Origin of the sequence: Rhizobium sp. P40RR-XXII (assembly GCF_012641405.1) — a bacterium.
GTDB lineage: Bacteria > Pseudomonadota > Alphaproteobacteria > Rhizobiales > Rhizobiaceae > Rhizobium.
Map to the genome: position 1 here is coordinate 56,542 of NZ_JABAII010000013.1, position 20,379 is coordinate 76,920.

At 61.7% G+C, this 20,379-nt stretch carries 21 protein-coding genes; 16 read left to right on the forward strand and 5 right to left on the reverse strand.

Translation table 11 applies throughout. The features are described 5' to 3' along the window. Positions 1-16 precede the first annotated feature (16 nt). Positions 17-709 (forward strand): GntR family transcriptional regulator, encoded by a 693-nt coding sequence (locus HGP16_RS22675; protein WP_168842247.1) that lies wholly within the window; start codon positions 17-19, stop codon positions 707-709. A 119-nt stretch (positions 710-828) separates the two neighbouring features. On the opposite strand, the gene HGP16_RS22680 is transcribed toward HGP16_RS22675, so the two are convergent. Then, entirely contained in the window at positions 829-1,551 is a 723-nt protein-coding gene (locus HGP16_RS22680; RefSeq protein WP_246703385.1) for an SMI1/KNR4 family protein, read from the reverse strand. Between the two features lie 53 nt (positions 1,552-1,604). On the opposite strand from HGP16_RS22680, the gene HGP16_RS22685 reads away from it, so the two are divergent. The 4 genes from HGP16_RS22685 to nadC all read left to right on the forward strand — a co-directional run bounded on the left by HGP16_RS22685 (position 1,605) and on the right by nadC (position 5,945). Beyond that, on the forward strand, positions 1,605-2,507 hold the full coding sequence (locus HGP16_RS22685) for an NUDIX hydrolase (RefSeq protein WP_168842248.1): 903 nt from the start codon (positions 1,605-1,607) through the stop codon (positions 2,505-2,507). A gap of 69 nt (positions 2,508-2,576) precedes the next feature. Further along, positions 2,577-3,548 (forward strand): quinolinate synthase NadA, encoded by a 972-nt coding sequence (nadA, locus tag HGP16_RS22690; protein WP_168842249.1) that lies wholly within the window; start codon positions 2,577-2,579, stop codon positions 3,546-3,548. After that, positions 3,545-5,086, forward strand: a complete 1,542-nt coding sequence (locus HGP16_RS22695; protein ID WP_168842250.1) for an L-aspartate oxidase — start codon at positions 3,545-3,547, stop codon at positions 5,084-5,086. The genes nadA and HGP16_RS22695 overlap by 4 nt, the downstream gene beginning before the upstream one ends. A gap of 1 nt (position 5,087) precedes the next feature. Then, positions 5,088-5,945 (forward strand): carboxylating nicotinate-nucleotide diphosphorylase, encoded by an 858-nt coding sequence (gene nadC / locus HGP16_RS22700; RefSeq protein WP_205926463.1) that lies wholly within the window; start codon positions 5,088-5,090, stop codon positions 5,943-5,945. Between the two features lie 65 nt (positions 5,946-6,010). Here nadC and HGP16_RS22705 read toward each other — a convergent pair whose 3' ends face one another. From HGP16_RS22705 to HGP16_RS22720, 4 genes are all read right to left on the reverse strand, one after another. After that, positions 6,011-6,424 carry a type II toxin-antitoxin system VapC family toxin gene (locus HGP16_RS22705; RefSeq protein ID WP_168842251.1) on the reverse strand — a complete coding sequence of 138 codons (414 nt, stop codon included), beginning with the start codon at positions 6,422-6,424 and terminating at the stop codon, positions 6,011-6,013. Beyond that, positions 6,421-6,693, reverse strand: coding sequence for a type II toxin-antitoxin system VapB family antitoxin (locus tag HGP16_RS22710; RefSeq protein ID WP_168842252.1), 273 nt, complete (start codon positions 6,691-6,693; stop codon positions 6,421-6,423). The genes HGP16_RS22705 and HGP16_RS22710 overlap by 4 nt, the downstream gene beginning before the upstream one ends. A 146-nt stretch (positions 6,694-6,839) precedes the next feature. Next, the gene (locus tag HGP16_RS22715; protein WP_168842253.1) at positions 6,840-7,616 is read right to left on the reverse strand and encodes an SDR family NAD(P)-dependent oxidoreductase; all 777 of its coding nucleotides are present in this window, start codon (positions 7,614-7,616) and stop codon (positions 6,840-6,842) included. Between the two features lie 102 nt (positions 7,617-7,718). Then, the gene (locus tag HGP16_RS22720; RefSeq protein WP_168842254.1) at positions 7,719-8,579 is read right to left on the reverse strand and encodes a MurR/RpiR family transcriptional regulator; all 861 of its coding nucleotides are present in this window, start codon (positions 8,577-8,579) and stop codon (positions 7,719-7,721) included. A 220-nt stretch (positions 8,580-8,799) separates the two neighbouring features. Between HGP16_RS22720 and murA the strand changes: the two genes are divergently transcribed. From murA to HGP16_RS22775, 11 genes are all read left to right on the forward strand, one after another. After that, entirely contained in the window at positions 8,800-10,056 is a 1,257-nt protein-coding gene (gene murA, locus HGP16_RS22725; protein WP_168842255.1) for a UDP-N-acetylglucosamine 1-carboxyvinyltransferase, read from the forward strand. Then, positions 10,053-10,949, forward strand: a complete 897-nt coding sequence (locus tag HGP16_RS22730; protein WP_168842256.1) for an N-acetylglucosamine kinase — start codon at positions 10,053-10,055, stop codon at positions 10,947-10,949. Before murA ends, HGP16_RS22730 begins: the two co-directional genes overlap by 4 nt. A gap of 85 nt (positions 10,950-11,034) precedes the next feature. After that, a complete protein-coding gene (locus tag HGP16_RS22735) occupies positions 11,035-11,286 on the forward strand; it encodes a type II toxin-antitoxin system Phd/YefM family antitoxin (RefSeq protein ID WP_168842257.1) in 252 nt (83 codons plus the stop codon). Beyond that, positions 11,283-11,729 carry a type II toxin-antitoxin system VapC family toxin gene (locus HGP16_RS22740; RefSeq protein ID WP_168842258.1) on the forward strand — a complete coding sequence of 149 codons (447 nt, stop codon included), beginning with the start codon at positions 11,283-11,285 and terminating at the stop codon, positions 11,727-11,729. The genes HGP16_RS22735 and HGP16_RS22740 overlap by 4 nt, the downstream gene beginning before the upstream one ends. A 340-nt stretch (positions 11,730-12,069) precedes the next feature. After that, positions 12,070-12,993, forward strand: coding sequence for an N-acetylmuramic acid 6-phosphate etherase (murQ, locus tag HGP16_RS22745; RefSeq protein WP_168842259.1), 924 nt, complete (start codon positions 12,070-12,072; stop codon positions 12,991-12,993). An 81-nt stretch (positions 12,994-13,074) separates the two neighbouring features. After that, positions 13,075-14,595 carry an ABC transporter substrate-binding protein gene (locus HGP16_RS22750; protein ID WP_168842260.1) on the forward strand — a complete coding sequence of 507 codons (1,521 nt, stop codon included), beginning with the start codon at positions 13,075-13,077 and terminating at the stop codon, positions 14,593-14,595. 27 nt (positions 14,596-14,622) lie between these two features. After that, entirely contained in the window at positions 14,623-15,582 is a 960-nt protein-coding gene (locus HGP16_RS22755) for an ABC transporter permease (protein WP_168842261.1), read from the forward strand. Then, entirely contained in the window at positions 15,582-16,421 is an 840-nt protein-coding gene (locus tag HGP16_RS22760) for an ABC transporter permease (RefSeq protein ID WP_168842262.1), read from the forward strand. Before HGP16_RS22755 ends, HGP16_RS22760 begins: the two co-directional genes overlap by 1 nt. Then, positions 16,418-18,157, forward strand: a complete 1,740-nt coding sequence (locus tag HGP16_RS22765; protein WP_168842263.1) for an ABC transporter ATP-binding protein — start codon at positions 16,418-16,420, stop codon at positions 18,155-18,157. Before HGP16_RS22760 ends, HGP16_RS22765 begins: the two co-directional genes overlap by 4 nt. A gap of 36 nt (positions 18,158-18,193) precedes the next feature. Continuing rightward, positions 18,194-19,195 carry a serine hydrolase domain-containing protein gene (locus HGP16_RS22770; RefSeq protein WP_246703384.1) on the forward strand — a complete coding sequence of 334 codons (1,002 nt, stop codon included), beginning with the start codon at positions 18,194-18,196 and terminating at the stop codon, positions 19,193-19,195. A 10-nt stretch (positions 19,196-19,205) separates the two neighbouring features. Then, the gene (locus HGP16_RS22775) at positions 19,206-20,321 is read left to right on the forward strand and encodes an anhydro-N-acetylmuramic acid kinase (RefSeq protein ID WP_168842265.1); all 1,116 of its coding nucleotides are present in this window, start codon (positions 19,206-19,208) and stop codon (positions 20,319-20,321) included. Positions 20,322-20,379: the final 58 nt, after the last annotated feature.

The window sequence follows — 20,379 nt, forward strand, 5'->3', positions numbered from 1 at the left end:
TCAGAAAGGTCGCCAGTTGAAGCTCAATCCGAAGGAATTCGCCCTTGATCGTTCCCGTCAGGTCGCGCCGCAAATCCTGGAAATCCTGAGATCGCGCATTCTTTCCATGAGCCTGCCGCCGACCACGGTCCTGTCGCGCATCTCGCTGCAAAGCGAATTCAATGTCAGCCAGACGCCGGTGCGCGATGCGCTGATCCGGCTCGAGGAGGAGGGGCTGGTCGAGGTCTATCCGCAATATGCGACCGTCGTCTCGCGGATCGATGTCCGCAACGCCATCGAGGCGCACTTCCTGCGATTGTCGATCGAGCTCGAAGCCGTTCGGCGGCTGACGCTGGATTCACCGGATGAAACGGCCGCGGCTCTGGAGACCGTTCTGGTCCGCCAGAAGCATGTCATGTCTCCCGAGACGTATGACCTGTTCGATTCGCTCGACAAGGATTTTCATCGGGTGCTCTACGAGAGGGCGGACATTCTGGGCCTGTGGTCGACCGTCCGGCGCCAGGGTGTGCATATCGACCGGCTGCGCATGCTGAACCTGCCGATGCCTGGCAAGCTGGAGCAGATCATCGTCGATCATCAGGCGGTCGTCGATGCTGTCCGTTCGGCCGATGCGGAGGCGGCCGCCGCCGCCCTGCGCAAGCATCTCTCCGGCACCTTGTCGATCATCGATCTGATTTGTGAACAATATCCGGATTATGTCCGTCGCTAGGGTGGCAAGCAAGCGATGTGCATTTAGGCCACCGCATTGCAGCTACGCCAAACAACGGCAAATATGAACTACGCGAGAATCTTGTTTCTGGCCGCTCAACCGGACATGCTGTTGGACGGCTATTTCTCATGTTCGGCAGAGGAAAATTCTGAGGTTAGGCCTTTGACGAAGGTCTCAAAGTTTTGGGCGACCATCGTAATACGATAATCGAACGCCTCATCCACATGGACAACCCTTGGCTTACCTTCGGGTCCGCATTCACGATAATCAAGACATAACATGTCGTGCCCGGCGGATGGGCAATCGCAAAAGTATATGCCTATGGGTGGATAATCCCAATCGTCTATCCAGAACTGATTTCCCATGCTGCTGGCCAAAGACCCTTTTGTGCATCCAATGCCGAAAATTCCAGTAATTGCGATGTGATCATTCGCCCAGGATGTGGGTGACGCAACCCTGTGTTCTCTGCGAATAGGCATTCCTCCATTCTGCTGACGCATCAACGCGACGTAGGCAGACGGAAGCTTGTAACCCAGTTGTGTCTGGACGGAGGAAAGGAGACTGTCCGTCAATGGCTCATCAAGATATTCTTTGCGGGCGAATTCGCTGTCGTCCCAGAAATCCGAGAGATCGAAATCTTCGAATGGCTGCGTCATTTTTTCTCGATCCTCGACAGTTAGCTGAGAAATTGCACCCACAGATATTAATCCGGCCGAGCGGTGCAATGCCCGCTTTTGCCGCTCAAAATTGTGGGCGTCTGGATAGTTTATCTTGAGGCCATTGGCGGCAGCTCTGGTTTGATGCTCTTGTGGTCGTCTTCGTCGCTCGGGCTGCATTGGCATCGTCAGCTCTTCATGCGAGAAAAGTATAGATTGAAACAAGATATGGAGTTCGCTTGACCATCGGGCTTGCGCATGCCGAGCTGATCGCGGTGCTGACGGCCGTTACGGGCAGCGATCCAAGGGTAATGACGGTGCGGTCGGGCGATGCCTTGCCGTCCGGTCCGTTCGAGCTCGGGCACCGCACGCTGCAGAGCGGTTTGCGCGAATGGGTTCAGGAACAGACGGCTCATCCTGTCGGCTATCTGGAGCAGCTCTATACGTTTGCCGATCGCGATCGAAATAACGAAATTCTCGGCGGACGGACGATTTCCATCAGCTATCTGGGGCTCGTGCGCGAGCAGGCGGCTCCCGGTGGTGGCATGCCAGGCTGGCACGGCTGGTACGAATATCTCCCCTGGGAAGATCATCGAAATGGGCACCCGCCGATCCTCGACGACGTCGCCGCTCGCCTCGCCCCCTGGATGGACGAGGATCAGATGCGGCGCGACCAGCGTCGCCGGCGCGCCGATTTCACCTTCGGACTGAATGGCGCCGCATGGAACGAGGATCTCGTTCTGCAGCGCTATGAACTGCTCTACGAAGCAGGGCTCGTCGCCGAGGCGGGCTGCGACCTCAAGCATAATTTCGGCAGATCAATGTTTGCCGATCACCGCCGCATCCTTGCAACCGGGATGGCGCGGCTGCGGGCGAAGATCAAGTATCGCCCTGTCGTCTTCGAACTCATGCCCGAGAATTTTACGCTTCTGCAATTGCAGAAAACCGTGGAAGCGCTTGCGGGCCTAACGCTGCACAAGCAGAACTTCCGCCGTCTGATCGAACAGCAGGAGTTGGTGGAAGAGACCGGTGGCACTGAAAGCGAAACCGGTGGCCGCCCCGCCAAACTCTTCCGCTTCCGCCGCGCCGTCCTCGAGGAACGCGAATTCGCCGGAACGAAATTACCGCTCTCCCGCAATTGACATATGCTCAGCTTGAGAATATCTATTTGCGCATGATATACTCAAAATGAGTATAATAAGGAGCCGGTCATGAATCTTCCCGTATCCGCATCCTCCCTTTACGATCGCGTCAGCCGCGTCATCCCCAAAGCCGAATGGCTGACGTTCCAGGATGATGTCGAGGCAATCCTCGAATTGAAGCGACGACACAACGCCGTCATTCTCGCGCATAACTACCAGACGCCGGAAATCTTTCATGGCGTTGCCGATATCGTCGGCGACAGCCTCGCGCTTGCCCGCAAGGCCGTGGACGTCGATGCCGACATCATCGTCCTTGCCGGCGTGCATTTCATGGCCGAGACCGCCAAGCTGCTGAACCCGGAAAAGACGGTTCTGATCCCCGACATGGAAGCCGGCTGCTCGCTGGCGGAATCGATCACGCCCGAGGATATCGCTCTGCTGCGCCAGGCTCATCCGGGCGTCCCCGTCGTCACCTATGTCAATACGTCGGCGGCCGTGAAGGCTGCTTCCGATATCTGCTGCACCTCGGGCAATGCCCGGCAGGTGGTGGAATCGCTCGGCGTGCCGAAGGTGCTGATGCTTCCGGATGAGTATTTGGCGCGCAACGTGGCGCGCGAGACCAATGTCGAGCTTATCGCCTGGCATGGGCACTGCGAGGTCCATGAACTTTTCACGGCAGACGATATCCGGCAGCTGCGCGAGAATTATCCCGGCGTGACGGTACTTGCGCACCCGGAATGCCCGCCCGACGTCGTGGCGGCGGCTGACTTCGCCGGCTCGACCGCCGTGATGTCCGATTACGTCGGCAAGAAGCGTCCGTCGCGCGTCGTGCTTCTGACCGAATGTTCGATGAGCGACAATGTCGCCGTGCACCACCCCGACGTCGAGTTCATCCGGCCCTGCAATCTCTGCCCGCACATGAAGCGCATCACGCTCGGCAATATCCGCAAGGCGTTGGAAGAGGGGCGGCATGAGGTGACGGTCGACCCTGCAATTGCCGCAGACGCCCGTCGGGCAGTGGAAAGGATGCTGGCGATATGAGCGAGATCCTCGAAGAACTGAGTGGCCGCATCGTCATCGTCGGCAGCGGCCTTGCCGGCTTGATGACCGCCCTGACGCTGGCGCCCGAACCCACCGTGATCGTCACTCGCGCCCTGATCGGTGCGGAAACCTCGAGCGCCTGGGCGCAGGGCGGCATCGCCGCCAGTATCGGCAAGGGTGATAGCGCCGCCCTGCATCTCGCCGATACGCTTGCCGCAGGCGACGGGCTCTGCGACGCGAAGGTGGCGGCAAGGATTGTTGCGGAAGCTCCAGTCGCAATCGCCGCCCTGGAGCGGGCAGGCGTCGAGTTCGATCGCGATGATGCCGGAGAATTGTCGTTTGGCCTTGAAGCCGCGCATTCGCTTCGGCGCATCGTCCATTCCAAGGGTGACGGCTCGGGCGCTGCCATTGTCCGCGCGCTTGCCGAAGCGGTCGGCCGCACGCCGTCGATCACCGTGCTGGAGGGCTATCAGGCACAGCGGCTCTTGCTGGATGGGGATCGCGTCACCGGGCTTCTGTGCCTGACCGAGAAGGGCAGCGTTGCCTTGCCGTCCTCCCGCGTCGTTCTCGCCACGGGCGGTGTCGGTGGCCTGTTCGATGCGACGACCAACCCGGTCGGCAATTTCGGGCAAGGCATTGCGCTTGCGGCAAGGGCCGGGGCACGGCTTGCCGATATGGAATTCGTGCAATTCCATCCGACCGCGCTCGCCAGCCGCCGCCGTCCCCTGGCGCTCGTCAGCGAAGCGGTTCGCGGCGAAGGCGCGCTTCTCGTCAACGAAAGCGGCGTGCGCTTCATGGCCGGGGTAGACGGTGCCGAGCTCGCGCCGCGCGATGTGGTCGCCCGCGCCATCAGCGCGGAAATCGCTCGTGGCGGCCGGGTTTTCCTCGATGCGCGACAGGCGCTCGGCCGCCGTTTCGCCGCGCGCTTTCCGGTTATCGAAGCCCTTTGCCACGAGGCCGGCGTCGATCCGGCGAGCGATCTCATTCCGGTGCGTCCGGCCGTTCACTATCACATGGGCGGCGTGGCGACCGACGAGAATGGCCGCAGCTCAGTTTCCGGCCTATGGGTCGTGGGCGAGGCGGCCTCCACCGGTCTGCACGGCGCCAACCGCCTTGCCAGCAACTCCCTGCTGGAGGCAGCGGTCATGGGCATGCGGGCGGCGCACGATATTGCCGGCACGGATGCAGGCCCCACGGGATTGCCGAACCATTTTCCCGAGACTTTCGCGCCAGACCTGACGCTCATCCGGCCGATCGTGTCGCGGCATCTCGGCGTGCTGCGCAATGCCGGCGCCATCCACGGCGCGATCGCAGCACTCCTGCCGCTTTGCGAGAGCGAGAGCCCGGCGACCGACCCGGCGCTGGTGGCACTGCTGATTGCCGTCTTCGCAAGTCTCAGGATGGAATCGCGCGGCGCCCATGCCCGCACGGATTTTCCGCTGAAGCTACAGCATGCGCAGCGCCGCATGATGCATCTCACCGATGCCCTGGATATCGCCAGGTCCGTCGTCCCCTATTCCATGGCAAGGAGTGCCTGACATGACGCTTGCTCCCCTCCCGCGCCTGATCGTCGAGCCGCTGGTGCGCAATGCGCTGGTCGAAGATCTCGGTCTTGCCGGTGACGTGACATCCACGGCCGTCATCCCGGCGGAACATCGCTCCCGCGTCGCGATGGTGACCCGCCAGGCGGGCGTCGTCGCAGGTCTCGATGCGTCCGAACTCGCTTTCCAACTGGTGGACCCAGCCATTGTCATGACCCGTCATGTGCCCGATGGCACGAAGGTTGGAGCGGGCGACATCATTGCAACGATCGAGGGGCCATCGCGCGGTTTACTAACGGCGGAGCGCACCGCGCTGAATTTCCTCGGCCATCTCTCGGGCATTGCCTCCTTGACCGGCAGTATCGTCGAGGCGATCGCCGGCACGAAGGCATCGATCGTCTGCACCCGCAAGACGACGCCAGGTCTTAGGGCTCTGGAGAAATATGCCGTGCGGGCCGGCGGCGGCATGAACCATCGCTTCGCGCTCTATGACGCGGTGCTGATCAAGGACAACCACGTCGCCATTGCCGGCGGCATCACTGAAGCCATCCGCCGCGCCAAGACGGGCGTGGGCCACATGGTCAAGATCGAGGTCGAGGTGGATACGCTGGCGCAGCTTCGTGAAGCCATGCAGGAGGGGGTCGACGCGGTGCTGCTCGACAACATGACACCGGATCAACTGCGCGAGGCGGTCGATATCGTCGGTGGCCGGGCCATTACCGAAGCGTCGGGCCGCATCACGCCGGCAACGGCTGCCGCAATCGCCGCATCCGGCGTCGATCTCATCTCCGTCGGCTGGCTGACGCATAGCGCACCAACGCTCGATATCGGGCTGGATTGGAAGGCGGCGGTCTGAGGCAGGACGAGATACCACATTTTGGACGGCCGGGAACGCAAGGTTACCGGCTTCTGGTTGGTCATTTACCTCGTCAATGCGGATTGCACATCGGTCAACGCAAAATCATCTCCGACATACAGCAGAGGCGCTGAATGTTGTTTGGCAAGGGCATAGGCAAAGCAATCACCGAAATTCAGGCCGCCTCGCGTACCGAAACCCTTGCCGTATTCCACACGAGCCTTCATCGCGGCTCGCGCGAGATTGTCGTCTATCGAGGCAATCTCGATGCGGAACTCGGCCAAAAACTCGTCCAGATCGGCAATTGCTTCGCGCCGGTTTCCCTCTTTGATCCTGCTCGTCATGACCGTGCCGGCCTCGACGTAATTCACAGCCGATATGAGACGAAGACTATCGGTCTGAAGAGCCATCATGCAGTCGGAAGCTTCTGCCTCCTCGAACATGATCGCAATGATGGCAGACGCATCAACGATCATCATCGGGGGAAATCGAGTTCTTCAGCTGTATCGCCGACCGCTTCATCCCATTCCTGTTTCGTGACGGCGCGGCGATCGTAGCGGCTGGCGCGCCCACGCACGAAAGCCTTCATGCGGGCAACATAGTCGCCATGCGCCTCCTGCTCGGCACGCAGCCGTTCCAGCCGCTCGCGCATGGCCTGGGTGATGGCGTCGGTCATGGTCTCGCCGGTCAGGCGGGACAGCTCCCGCGCCAGCCGATCCGCTTCTTCGGTCTTGATGCTCAATGCCATCGCCATCTCTTTCTAGATAACTGATCTAGATAGCATGCATACGTCGCTTCTTCAATGGAAAAGGGTCACGATCAAGTTGAGCCTGGTTAATACGTAACCTAAATCGACTCTTTGACCTCTGATGCGACCTGCTCGCTGCTCAGCTTTCACACCACGACCGGCACCTGCGCGCCGTCCATGCTGATCACGACGCCGGTGACGTAGCTCGCCTTGGCCGAGCTCAGGAACGCAACGACATTGGCGATGTCGGCTGGATCGGCCATGTGGCCGATCGGGATACGCTGCAGGGCATCGGCGAGCGCCTCCTTCTCGGTCGAGCCGGAAGCCTTCGCCGCCGCCTTGAGGCCTTCGGCGACGCGATCGGTTTCCGTCAAGCCGGGATTGAGGCCGACGACGCGCACACCTCGGCCGGCATAGGCATTGGCAAGCCCGACGCTTGCAAGCATGAGGGCGGCATTAGCCGAGCCGCCCGCCACGTGGACGGGCGAGGCGATCTTGCCGCCGTTGCCGATAATATTGATGACCGCACCCGAGCCGCGTGAGCCCATGCGCTTGATCACGGGATCGATCACGTTGACGTAGGAAAAGTACTTCGCATCCATCGCAGCCCGCCAGATGGCGGGGGTCAATTCATCGGCCGGCGTGCGCGCCGCGGCACCTGCGCTGTTGACGAGGATATCGATCGGGCCGACGTCGGCCTCGACCTTATTTACCACGGCAAGTGCCTGCTCGTCGGAGATCAGATCGGCGGCATAGCCATGCGCGCCGGGAAGCCCGGAGAGGGCAGCATCGATATTGGACTGCGAGCGCGAGCAGATTGCGACGCGCGCACCTTCCTGCAGGAAGAGTTCAGCACAGGCATAGCCGATGCCCTTCGAGCCGCCCGTGATCAGAACGACTTTATCCTTCAAGCCAAGGTCCATGGAATCTCTCCGGTACGGTTTGCTAGGGATCGCCAAGCTACGTCCCGAAATCACCACCGTACAGGGTCGCGGTCGTCACAGCTTGGTTACCGGAGCGCGATCTTATGAAAGACGCTTGGCCTTCAGCACGGACACGGCCGTCTCGCTATTATGGACGTAATCATTGGCATCGGGCTGGCGCTGCACCAGCAGAATGAACAGAAGATCGGTCAGCATCAGCTGCGCGTCGCGCGCGGTGATCGCCGAGGAGCGGACGCGATCCTCGTCGCCGACGGTGTGAAGGCAGATGTCGGCGACGCGGGCAAGCGGGTTGTCCTGTAGCCCGGTGACGGCAACGACGGTTGCCTGGCGCTGGCTTGCCAGTTCCGCGATCCGCAGGGTTTCGATGCTGGCGCCGGAATAGGAAAGCGCAAAAAGCAGGTCGTCCGGACCCAGGGTCGACGCGTTGGCCATCTGCACATGGCTGTCGCTGTCATGCAGCACGTTGCGCCCGAGCTTCATCAACTTGTAGGAAAAGTCGCGTGCGACCAGCGACGAGGCGCCGACACCGGCCAGATGGATACGCCGGGCGTCGTGAAGCGCTTCGAGCGCTTTTTCGATATTGGCTTCGTTGTTGACGGAGATGGTTTGCTGCATCGCCTGCATCTTGCTGCCGAGCAGCTTCTGCAGGATCGTGAGATAGCCGTCGCCGACCTCGATCGTGCCATGGATCATCCCAGCAGGCGCCTGCCATTCCTGTGCCTTGGCCTCGCTGACGGCAAGCTTCAATTCCTGATAGCCGGCATAGCCGAGCTTCTGGCTGAACTTGACGACGCTCGACTGGCTGCGGCCCGTTTCCACCGCCAGAGCCGCGGAGGACAGACGCAACATCTGGTCGGGATTATCGATGATGAATCGGCCGATCTGGCGGTCGGCGGGGGCCATGGCTTCGAGCTGCGCGCTGATTTTCTTTAAGATCGACATTTGGTCCTTCAGGGGTCCCTTCAGGCCGTCAACACCGACCGCAGTGAAAATAGCATCCGGTGTGGGCTCTGCAATCTCGCTTCGTGCGATCGGACATTATCATAGCAAATTGGAATAAAAAATTCCAATTCCCGTTGACAGCATGGAATGGTCGAATAATCTCTGAGGGGAACGACGGTGGCTTTTGTGCCCTTGTCTATTTCCTCGGCGGATATTCATCATGGACAGACTTCGCATCTCCGGCGGCAGAAGGTTGCAGGGCGCGGTGACCATCGCCGGCGCGAAGAACGCGGCGCTGCCGCAGATCGCGGCGGCGCTTTTAAGCCCGCATCCGCTGGAGCTGACCAACCTGCCCTTAGTCAGCGATGTCGAGAACATGCTCGATGTCATTGCCCTGCACGGTGCCAAGGTCGAGCGCGGGCCGCATGGCACGACGATCGATGCAAGCGATATCGTCTCGAAGGAGACGTCGTATGATACCGTCAGGCGCATGCGGGCAACCGTGCTGGTGCTGGCGCCATTGCTTGCCCGCTTCGGCCATGCGCGCGTCTCGCTTCCCGGCGGCTGCGCCATCGGCGCGCGGCCCGTCGATATGCACATCAAGGCGCTATCGAGCCTCGGCGCCGATATTGCGATCGAAAGCGGACTGATCGTCGCTTCGGCTTTAAATGGGCTGAAGGGCGCGCGGATCGTCTTGAGCTCGCCATCCGTCGGCGCGACGGAAACGGCGATGATGGCCGCCTGCGCGGCCAAGGGCGAAACCGAGATCCTGAATGCCGCCCGCGAGCCGGAAGTGGCTGATCTGGCAGCCTGCCTCAGCGCCATGGGCGCGCGGATCGAAGGCGCAGGCACGCATCGCATCCTCATCGATGGTGACGCCGACTGGCGTCCTGCCAGGCATCATGGCATCCCCGACCGTATCGAGGCCGGCACCTATGCCGTGGCGGCGGCAATCACCGGCGGCCAGCTCGAGCTCATTCATGCGCGCTTAGAAAATCTGGCTTCGGTCGTTCAGGCGCTCGAAGCCATGGGCGTCAGCGTCTGGCCGAGCGATCGCGGTCTCGTCGTTTCCCGGGACGGCCCGCTCAAGGGTGCCGATATCACCACGGAACCCTATCCAGGTTTTCCAACGGACCTGCAGGCGCAGTTCATGGCTCTCGCCTGCTGCGCCGCCGGCGCCTCGCTGATCCGCGAGACGGTATTCGAAAATCGCTTCATGCATGTACCGGAGCTGACGCGGCTCGGCGCCAACATCACGCTGCAAGGGACGACGGCTTTGGTGCGCGGTGGCGCACCGCTCAAGGGCGCGCAGCTCATGGCGACGGACCTTCGCGCTTCCGTGTCGCTGGTCCTCGCCGCTCTCGTGTCGGAAGGCGAAACCATCGTCAACCGCGTCTATCATCTCGACCGCGGCTACGAGCAGCTGGATCGCAAACTGCGTCTCTGCGGCGCCGATATCGAACGGCTGATCTCATGACTGCCGCATCGGAAAGCGCCCCTTATTTCCTCGGCGTCGATGGCGGCGGCACCGGCTGCCGGGCGCGCATCGAGAATGCCGAGGGCACCGTTTTAGGGCAGGGGTTGTCCGGGCCGGCGACGACCCGTCTTGGCATCGCCGAAGCGTGGGCGTCGATTTCGCGTGCATTCGACGCTGCCATCGAGGAGGCGGGGTTAAACGCTTCCGATATCAGGCGCATTCATGCAGGCGTCGGATTGGCGGGGATCGGCCGCAAAGGCGCGCTTGCCGCGCTCAAGGCGATAGAACACCCCTTTGCCAGCATCGATTTCGTCAGCGACGGCGAGGGCGCCTGCCTTGGCGCGCATTCCGGTCGCGATGGTGCCATCGTGATTGCCGGGACGGGCTCCATTGGGCTCGGTCTCGTCGAGGGGCGGCAATTACGGGTTGGCGGCTATGGGTTTCCGATCTCGGATGAAGGCAGCGGTGCCTATCTCGGGCTGAAGACGGTGCAGCTTGCGCTGCGCGCCCATGATGGTCGCGAACAGAAGACGGCGCTGCTGGCCGAGATCATGCAGCGTTTCCAGAACGATCCGATGGAAGCCGTCGCCTGGATGGATCGGGCATCGGCCACGGATTACGCGGCTCTTGCGCCGATGGTCCTGCGCCACGCCGATCAAGGTGATGCGGTTGCACGTCGGATCGTGCAGGGCGCTGCCGGCCATATCGATACGCTGGTTCGCACCCTGTTCGAGAAGGGGGCGCCGCGCGTGTGTCTGCTCGGCGGTCTCGCAAGCCCGCTCGAGCCCTGGCTTGCACCCGATGTGCGCCGCCGGCTGAAACCCATCGATGGCGATGCGGTCTCCGGCGCGATCATTCTGGCCAGACGATCCGCTAGCCTGGTCCCGAACTGATCGACGCCTTCTCTCCTCTCTTGATTTCATCGGCGGCAAGCTCTATTTTTGACTACATATGGTCATTTTAGTTTGGGAGCACGTGATGTCGACAATTAGCGTGGCAGAGGCAAAGGCTGGCTTTGCCAATCTGGTTGACGAAGCCGCCAACGGCGATTTTGTCACCATCACGCGCCACGGGAAGCCCGCTGCCGTGCTTGTGTCCGTCGAAGCAGCCGAGGCTGCAAAGAAGGCTTTGGAGAAGCCGAGGCCGAATTTCGGAGATTTCCTGCTCACCTTTCCCGGTGGCATCGATTTGGATCGAAACTCCTCAAAAATGAGGGACGTTGATTTGTGACCGCATACCTGCTCGATACGAATATTATCAGCAGGTTTGCGCCGGATAAGGTGCCTCCGTCCAATGCTGTACGGAGCTGGTTCCATAGCCAGGGCGAAGCCGACGCACTTTTTCTGTCGGCTATGTCCGTTTCTGAGATCGAAAAGGGAATGCGCTCCCTTCATCGTCGCGGTGGGACTGAGCGAGCCAAGCGGCTTTCTAACTGGCTCGATTTCGTCACAGACAGTTTTGGTGATCGTATCCTACCCATGGATACGGTCGTCGCGCGGATTGCCGGCGCTCTGGAAGACGATGCCCTAAGCAAGGGCCACAATCCCGGCCTCGGGGACATTATCATTGCGGCGACGGCGCGGGCTTATGACCTGACTGTCATCACCGAGAACTTACGGCATTTCCAGCCGCTCGACGTATCCGTTGATCTTCCGGCTGTTTTCCGGCCGTGATGATCGGGCAGAGTGTTTGATCGAGCGACAATCCTACTGGCACGCTGTCCGATGTGTAAGGCCCCGCTGACGCATGATCGCGGTGGGACGTCTACGCGAACAAGATGGAATATTTTATTCCTTAATGGATTGACGAGAGGAATAAACGGGCATAGTGTTAACCTAGGTAAACAGGGAATGGACGGGGAACGAAGCCGAAAAAGGCCATCCTCAGTCCCGGCTGGCTTTGGTCGTCCGTCTTGCTGAAAACCGATCCTTGCTGCGGTGTGCCCAATGTTCATGTGATTGGGCGCGCCACGCTGACTTATTGATATCGAAGCGTTATTTCGCGAGCAGGCCCATGACAGAGCAGAAATTGATATCCGAACTGGAGCAGTTGGTTTCCGAAGGGCGCAACCCGAATACGATGCATATCGATCTATTGCCGACCTTCGATATCCTGCGTGAAATCAACTATGAGGATCAGACGGTGCCGGTCGCCGTCGAAAAGGTGATCCCGGCAATCGCCGCCGCCGTCAATCAGATCGTCATTGCCTTCCAGAAGGGTGGCCGGCTGATCTATATGGGGGCTGGCACCAGCGGCCGGCTCGGCGTTCTCGATGCCTCCGAATGCCCGCCCACCTTCAGTGTACCGCCTGACATGGTCATCGGCCTGATCGCCGGCGGCCCGGATGCGCTGCGGCGCTCGATCGAAGGCGCGGAGGATGATCCGGCGCAGGGGCGCCAGGCGCTGGAAGAGATCAACCTGACCAGGGACGATGTCGTCGTCGGCATCGCCGTCAGTGGCCGCACGCCCTATGTCATTGGTGGCTTGAACTATGCCAAGAGCATCGGCGCCTTCACGGTTGCGCTATCCTGCAACCCGAATTCCATCATTGCCGGCATTGCCGATCTGGCGATCTCGCCGGTCGTCGGCCCCGAAATCCTGACCGGCTCTACCAGGCTGAAGTCCGGCACGGCCCAGAAGCTCATTCTCAACATGCTGACGACGGCAAGCATGATCCGCATCGGCAAGAGCTATCAAAACCTCATGGTCGACGTCAGTGCCAGCAACAAGAAGCTGGTGGCGCGCGCCTCGCGCATCGTCATGCAGGCGACCGGCTGCACCCAGCATGAAGCGCGCCGCGTACTCGATCTGACGGGAAACGACGTCAAGCTTGCCATTCTCATGGAAATTACCGGGATGGGCATTGAAGAAGCCCGCACGGCATTGCAAAACGCTGATGGATTCCTGCGCAAGGCCATCAACGCCAGGACTGCTTGAGACAACCATCGCGGCATGCCGCGATGGCAATCAATGGGCCAAAATCGGCCGGGGACATTTAAAAAATTTGGAGGACTGGCAATGAGAGGAAATTTTAGACGGACGCTGTTTTCGGGAGCAGCGCTGGTCATCGGGCTTGGTCTGGCGACGATCGCGATGCCTGTGGAGGCGGCAACGCTGCGCATGGCATGGTCGCAGGACGCAACTGGGCTTGATCCGCACAAGCAGACGGCCTTCTCCTCCATCCGCCTGCTAGAACTGATTTACGAGCCGCTGGTTCGCCTCGACGGCAATCTGCAGATCGTGCCCGGTGTCGCAGAAAGCTGGCAGTTCTCGCCCGACGGCAAGCAATTGACCTTCAAGCTCAATGCCAAGGCCAAGTTCCAGAATGGCGCGCCGGTGATTTCGGCCGACGTCAAGGCCTCGTTCCAGCGCATTCTCGACCAGGCGACAGCCGCCGTCGCCCGCGCCAATTTCCTGTCGATCGCAAGCATCGACACACCCGATGCCAATACCGTCGTCTTCAACCTGTCGCAGCCCGACGTTCCCCTTCTGACGGCGATGACGAGCCTCAATGCGGCCGTGGTTCCGGCAAGCGAAATCACCGCCGGTACCATCGGCACGAAGGCGATCGGCTCCGGCCCCTTCAAGCTCGAGAGCTGGGTTCCGAATTCCAAGGAAGTCCTGAGCGCCAACAAGGATTGGGCAGGTGGCGCTGTCGGCGTCGACGGCATCAATATCAGCGTGCTGCCGGACGAAACGGCGATCCTTGCCTCGCTGCGCACCGGCCAGATCGATTTCGCGCTGCTCAACGATCCGCTCGTTGCAACACTGGTGCCGAAGGAGCCGAAGCTGCAGCTCACCCGCACGCCGGTGCTCTCCTACAACGTGCTGCAGCTCAATCCGTCGCGTAAACCCATGGATCAGTTGGCCGTGCGCCAGGCGATCTCCTGTGCCATCGACCGCAAGGATGTGATGGATACAGCCGCTCTCGGCGAAGGCAAGGTGACCGGGCCGCTGACGATGCCGCTTTATGCCACCGATCCCAGCCAGCTCTTCTGCTATACGCGCGACGTCGCCAAGGCGAAGAAGCTGATGGCCGATGCCGGTTTTGCCAATGGCTTTTCCGCGACCGTGATCGCCGCAACCGGCGAGCCGCCGACGGCCACGGCCGAGGCGCAGGTCATCCAGTCGCAGCTTTCCGAAATCGGCATCAAGCTCGATATCAAGGTGATGGAGCTCAACGTCTATGTCGACACCTGGCTCAAGGGCAATTTCGACATGGCGGTGGCGCTCAACGGCGGCAGTGCCGATCCCTATTCGATGTATAACCGCTACTGGACGAAATCCGGCAACCTGCAGAAGGTCGCCAACTATATCGACGACACGCTCGACAGCCTGATGCAGAAGGGCCGCGCCGAGACCGATCCGGCCAAGCGCAAGGAAATCTTCGCCGAATTCGAAAAGCACATCGCCGAAGCTTCGCCCTGGATCTGGCTCTACACGGCCTACGGCTATACGGCCGAGCAGAAGAACGTCGAGGGCTTCGTGCCGACGCCGACCGGTTCGCTATTCGGTCTGAGCAAAGTCTCGATCAAGTAACGGCAGTCGAGACCTAGAGGAAGCGAAATGGCATACCTGACGCGCCGGTTGATGACATTCCCACTGATCATGCTGGGCGTGTCCATCTTCGTCTTCGTCGCCATCCGGCTGGTGCCCGGAGATGCGATCACCGCGATGCTCGGGACCAATGCGGGCCTGCTGACGCCGGAGCAGCGGCAGGCCCTTGCCGTCTATTTCGGTATCGACCAGCCCTGGCCGATCCAGTACTGGCATTGGCTGCTCGGCGTATTCCAGGGCAATCTTGGCATATCCGTCACCTATGGCAAGCCGGTGCTCGATATCATCCTGGAGCGCTTTCCGCTGACACTCGAGCTTGCGCTGCTCGCCATGGTGATCGCACTCGCCATCGGCCTGCCTGCCGGCGTCTTTGCCGCCACGCGAAACGAAAAACTGTCCGATCTTGCCGTGCGCATCTTCGCCATGATCGGCCAGTCGACGCCCAATTTCGTCCTCGGACTTCTGTTGATCTATGCCTTGTCGGCCGGTTTCGGCGTATTGCCGACCATGGGGGAATTCACGCCGATCTGGCAGGATCCGCTCGGCAATCTCGGCCAGATGATCCTGCCGGCGCTCACCCTCGGCTTTGCCTTCGCGGCGTCGGTGACGCGCGTCGTGCGCTCCGCCATGCTCGATGTCTTGAGCGATGACTATGTGCGTACGGCCCGCAGTCGCGGCGTGCCGGCGCGCGGCGTCATCTGGCGGCATGCTTTGCCGAATGCGCTCATCCCGGTGGTGACGCTGAGCGGCGTCGAATTCGGCTACCTGCTCGGCGGCGCGGTGCTGGTCGAGCAGATCTATGCGCTGCCCGGGCTTGGGCGGTTGGTGCTCGATGCGATCCAGCAGCGCGATTATGCCCTGGTTCAGGGTTGCGTGCTGTTCATCGCGTTCAATTTCATGATCGTCAACCTGCTTGTCGATCTCGCCTATGTCGCGCTCGATCCGCGCGTCCGTCTGGGAGAAGGCTGATGCGGATGATCAAGGCCATTTTCGGACATGTCAGCGGCCGGATCGGCGGCGTCATCGTGCTCATCTACATCTTGGCTGCCATCCTCGGCATGCTCGGCTTGACGCCGCATGATCCGGTGGCACGCAATCCGTTGGCCCGCCTGCAATCGCCCGGTTATGCCTATTGGATGGGCACCGACCTGCTTGGGCGCGATGTGGTCAGCCGCTTGATGAATGGTATCGGAGAATCCTTGACCGTTGCGTTCTTCTCCGTTGCGCTTGCGAGCCTGATCGGCACCGTGCTTGGCCTGACCGCCGCCTGGTCGGGCAAGCGTTGGGACGGCGTGATCATGCGTCTGATGGATGTGCTTTTGGCCTTTCCGGCGATCCTGCTGGCGCTGCTGATCATCGCCATTGTCGGGCCTGGCACCTGGACCAGCGTCGCCGCGATCGCGATCGTCTATACGCCGATCTTTACCCGTGTGGTGCGCGGCCCGGCCCTTTCGCTGAAGGCACGCGATTTCGTCGATGCGGCCCGGACCTTCGGCAGCAGTAGGTCCTATATCCTGACGCGGCATCTCCTGCTCAATCTCGTCGCACCCTTGACCGTGCAGGTAACGCTGGCACTCGCCTGGTCGCTGTTGACGGAGGCGGGCCTGAGCTTCCTCGGCTTGGGAACGCAGCCGCCGGCCTCGTCCTTGGGCCTGATGCTGAGCGACAGCCGCAATCTGATGGAAACGGCACCCTGGCTGCTGATCTTCCCCGGCATCACCATCATGATCTCCATTCTCGGCTTCAATCTGCTCGGCGACGCCCTGCGCGATATCCTTGATCCGAAGATGCGGAGGGCGACGGTATGACACCACTTCTCTCTGTGTCCGATCTGCGCGTCGGTTTCGGCCGCAATCCCGAAGCCAACCCCATCGTTCGCGGCGTCAGCTTTAATCTCGATGCCGGCGAAACGCTGGCGATCGTCGGCGAAAGCGGCTCGGGCAAGTCGGTCACGGCGCTTTCGATCAATCGCCTCGTCGATTTCGGCGGTGGCCGCATTACCGCCGGTTCGATCCGTCTGACGCGGGCCGACAACCGCATTCTCGACCTGACCAAGGCGAGCGAAGCTCAGCTGACGAAGATCCGTGGTGGCGAGATCGGCATGATCTTCCAGGAACCGATGACCTCCCTCAACCCGGTCCTGACCATCGGGACGCAGATCGAGGAATCGTTCCGGCTGCATCGTGGTCTGACGGGAAGCCAGGCAAAGGCGGCGGCCAAGGATGCCCTGGATCGCGTGCGCATTCCCGATGCTGCGCGCCGTCTGACCTATTGTCCGAACCAGCTCTCCGGCGGCATGTTGCAGCGCGTGATGATCGCAACGGCGCTTGCCTGCAATCCCCGTCTGCTGATCGCCGACGAGCCGACAACGGCGCTCGATGTCACCGTGCAGGCGCAGATCATGGCGCTGCTTGCCGAATTGAAGCGCGAGACCGGCATGTCGATGATCTTCATCACCCATGATATCGGCCTTGTCGCCGGCATTGCCGACAAGGTGATGGTGATGCAGGCCGGCGAGGCGGTGGAGCAGGGTGAGCTCAATCAGATCCTCGATCATCCCGCGCATCCCTATACCCAGCATCTGCTGCATTCGGTCCCGCATTTCGCCTCCGGGCAGGCGGCACGCAGCGATTTCCAGCGCGATAAGGTACCATCCAAGCCGGCGCTGAAAGTGGAAGGGCTCACGGTCCGCTTCCCGGTCAAGGGCAGCTTCCTGCGGCGCTCGACCGGCGCAGTCCATGCCGTCGAAGGCGTCGGTTTCGACCTGATGCCGGGTGAGACACTGGCAATCGTCGGCGAGAGCGGATCGGGCAAATCCACGACCGCAAGGGCGATCCTCGGGCTCGTCAAGTCGACCCGCGGCGTCTTCACGGCGAATGGCGGCAAGGCTGCCGATCGCACGGGCGCGGTGCAGATGGTCTTCCAGAATCCCTATGCCTCCCTTAATCCGCGCCTTCGCGTCGACAGTATCCTTGCCGAACCGGTGATCGCATCGGGAGTGGGGGTTTCCGCCGAAACGCGCGAGCGCATGGTCATGCTGCTGAAGCGCGTGGGCTTGCCCGAAAACGCCCTGGAGCGCTATCCGCACGAATTTTCCGGCGGCCAGCGTCAGCGGCTTTGCATCGCGCGCGCCTTGATGCTCAATCCTTCCGTGCTGGTGCTCGACGAAGCGGTTTCGGCACTTGACGTCTCCGTCCAGGCCCAGGTCTTGAGCCTGTTGATCGAATTGCAGCGAGAATACGGTCTCGCTTATCTTTTCATCTCGCATGACATGGCGGTCGTCGAGCGCATCGCCCATCGCATTGCCGTGATCTATGCCGGGCAGATCGTCGAGATCGGCGATGCCGTCTCCGTCTTGTCGGAGCCCAAGCATTCCTATACCAGGCAGCTGATCGCGGCGGTTCCAACGGTTGAGCGGCGCAAGGAAACCTTTACGCTCGACACACGCCAGGTTCCGTCGCTGGTGCGCCCGCGGGGCTTCGAGCCCACCGTACCGGAATGGCGCCGTTTCGCAGCGGATCATATCGCTCTGGCGGAAGCCTGAGCGGAGCTGCAGGGAGCCGAGATGGAAGGGGGGAGCATGCAGTTTCAGGAGCGTTTCGACCGGGCCTTCGCGCCGCTCGAACAATCGGTTGCAGCGGCCCGCATTCCGGGCGGCGTGTTTGGCATGGTCGATCTTAAAGGGAACCGGCAGGTCCGCGCCGTCGGCTCGGCGCAAAAGGTGCCTGATGTCAGGCCGATGCTTGCCGATACTTGGTTCGACCTTGCATCGCTCACCAAGGTCATTTTCACCACGCCGCGCATCCTTGCCCTCGCCGAGGCCGGCACGATCGATCTCGATGCGCCGCTGACAGCGCTCCTGCCCGATCTGCGCCAATACAGCGCCGAAGCCTGGGAACGGAAGGTGACGTTCCGGCAATGCTTGGGCCATCAGACACCGTTCCCCGCGGTCGAGCCAATTTATACCTATGGCCGCGATCCGGAGCTTTTGCGCACCTTCATCCTGCAGCGCGAATGGCGCGCCGGCCCACCTGTCTATTCCGACATCAACTTCATTCTCCTCGGCTTCGCGCTGGAGCGGCTGGCCGGACAGACGCTCCGCGCCATGGATCCGGGGCCGGGCTTTGCCTTCTCCGCGCCGCCCGAGCTGTCGGCCGCGACGGAAGATTGCACCTGGCGCCCCCGCATTCTGTCGGGCGAGGTTCATGACGACAATTGTTCCGCGCTGCAAGGCGCCGGTCATGCCGGCCTATTCGGAACGGCGGACGCGATCCTCGATTTTGCCAGGGGATTGCTTGACGGTAGCGGCGCATCGGCTCAATCAATTGCCCTGATGCGCGCGCCGCTTTCGGCCACCCGTACGCATGGCTGGGAGCGCCCACATGACGGCTGGCATGGCGGCACCCTTTGCTCGCCGGGAACCATCGGCCATACGGGGTTCACCGGCACGGCCCTCTGGGTCGATTTCGATAAGGGCAGGGCCTGGACCTTGCTTACCAATCGCATTCATCCGACACGCCACTTCGACAGCGGCATCCTGGCGCTTCGTCAAACGGTGAGTGATCTCGTCAACGCAGCTTAGGAGCCTGACCATGGAACCAATCTGGGCAGTGGGTCTGATGACCGGGACCGTCCTCGACGGCAATATCGATGTCGCCATGCTGAAGACGGATGGCGAGCGCATCGTGGAATTCGGTCCTTACGTGCTGGCGCCCTATCCCGATTGGATCCGCAAGCTTCTGGAAGAGACCCTGGCGCAGGCGCGCGCCTGGAACTTCGAAGGGCCGGAGCCAGCGATCTTCAAGCAAGCCGAGGAGGCCCTGACGCGCGCCCAGTCGGAGGCGGTCAGGGAGCTGGTCGAAAGCAACGGCATGACGATGGCCGACATCGGCGTCGTCGGCTTCCACGGCCAGACCGTGCTGCATCGCGCGCCGCAGAAGGATCGGCTGGGACAGACGCGCCAGCTGGGGGATGGCGAGCTGATGTGCTCCATCCTCGGCACCAAGGTCGCCTATGATTTCCGCTCGGCCGACATGCGCGCCGGCGGGCAGGGCGCACCACTTGCCGCGGCGTATCACACCGCACTGCTGCGTGGCGCGGGTGCTGCGGGGGAGGCCGCCATTCTCAATCTTGGTGGTGTGGCCAACGTCACCTGGTGGGACGGAGAGGGCAATTTCGTTGCTTTCGATACCGGCCCGGCCAACGCGCCTCTGAACGATTTCATCAAGTCTCACGGGCTCGGCGAGATGGACCGGGACGGCGCGCTTGGGCGCGCCGGCAAGGTCGACGAGGCGCGGCTCGAAAAGCTGTTGCAGCACCCCTATCTGACCGCGCCCTATCCGAAATCGCTCGATCGGTTCGATTTCGGTGCCGCCATGGCGGATGGCCTGGGTCCCGAAGACGGCGCCGCCACACTTTCGGCCTTCACGGCAAGCGCCGTCGGCAAGGCGTTGGATCTTCTGCCGCGCAGGCCGAGCAAAGTGGTCGTCAGCGGCGGCGGCCGGCACAATCCGACGATCATGTCGATGCTCCGGAGCCGGGCCGGCGTCGAGCCGATTTTTGCCGAGGATCTCGGCTGGCGTGGCGATGCGGTGGAGGCGGAGTGCTTTGCGTTTCTCGCCGTGCGCGTCTTACGCGGCCTGCCGATCAGCTTTCCCGGCACGACGGGCGTGCCGGCGCCGATGCGCGGCGGGCGCCTCGCACAGTAGCGGCCGACGAACAATCGCCGTCACGTCAGAGGTTTTCGCTGCGGTCCTTCGATGATAT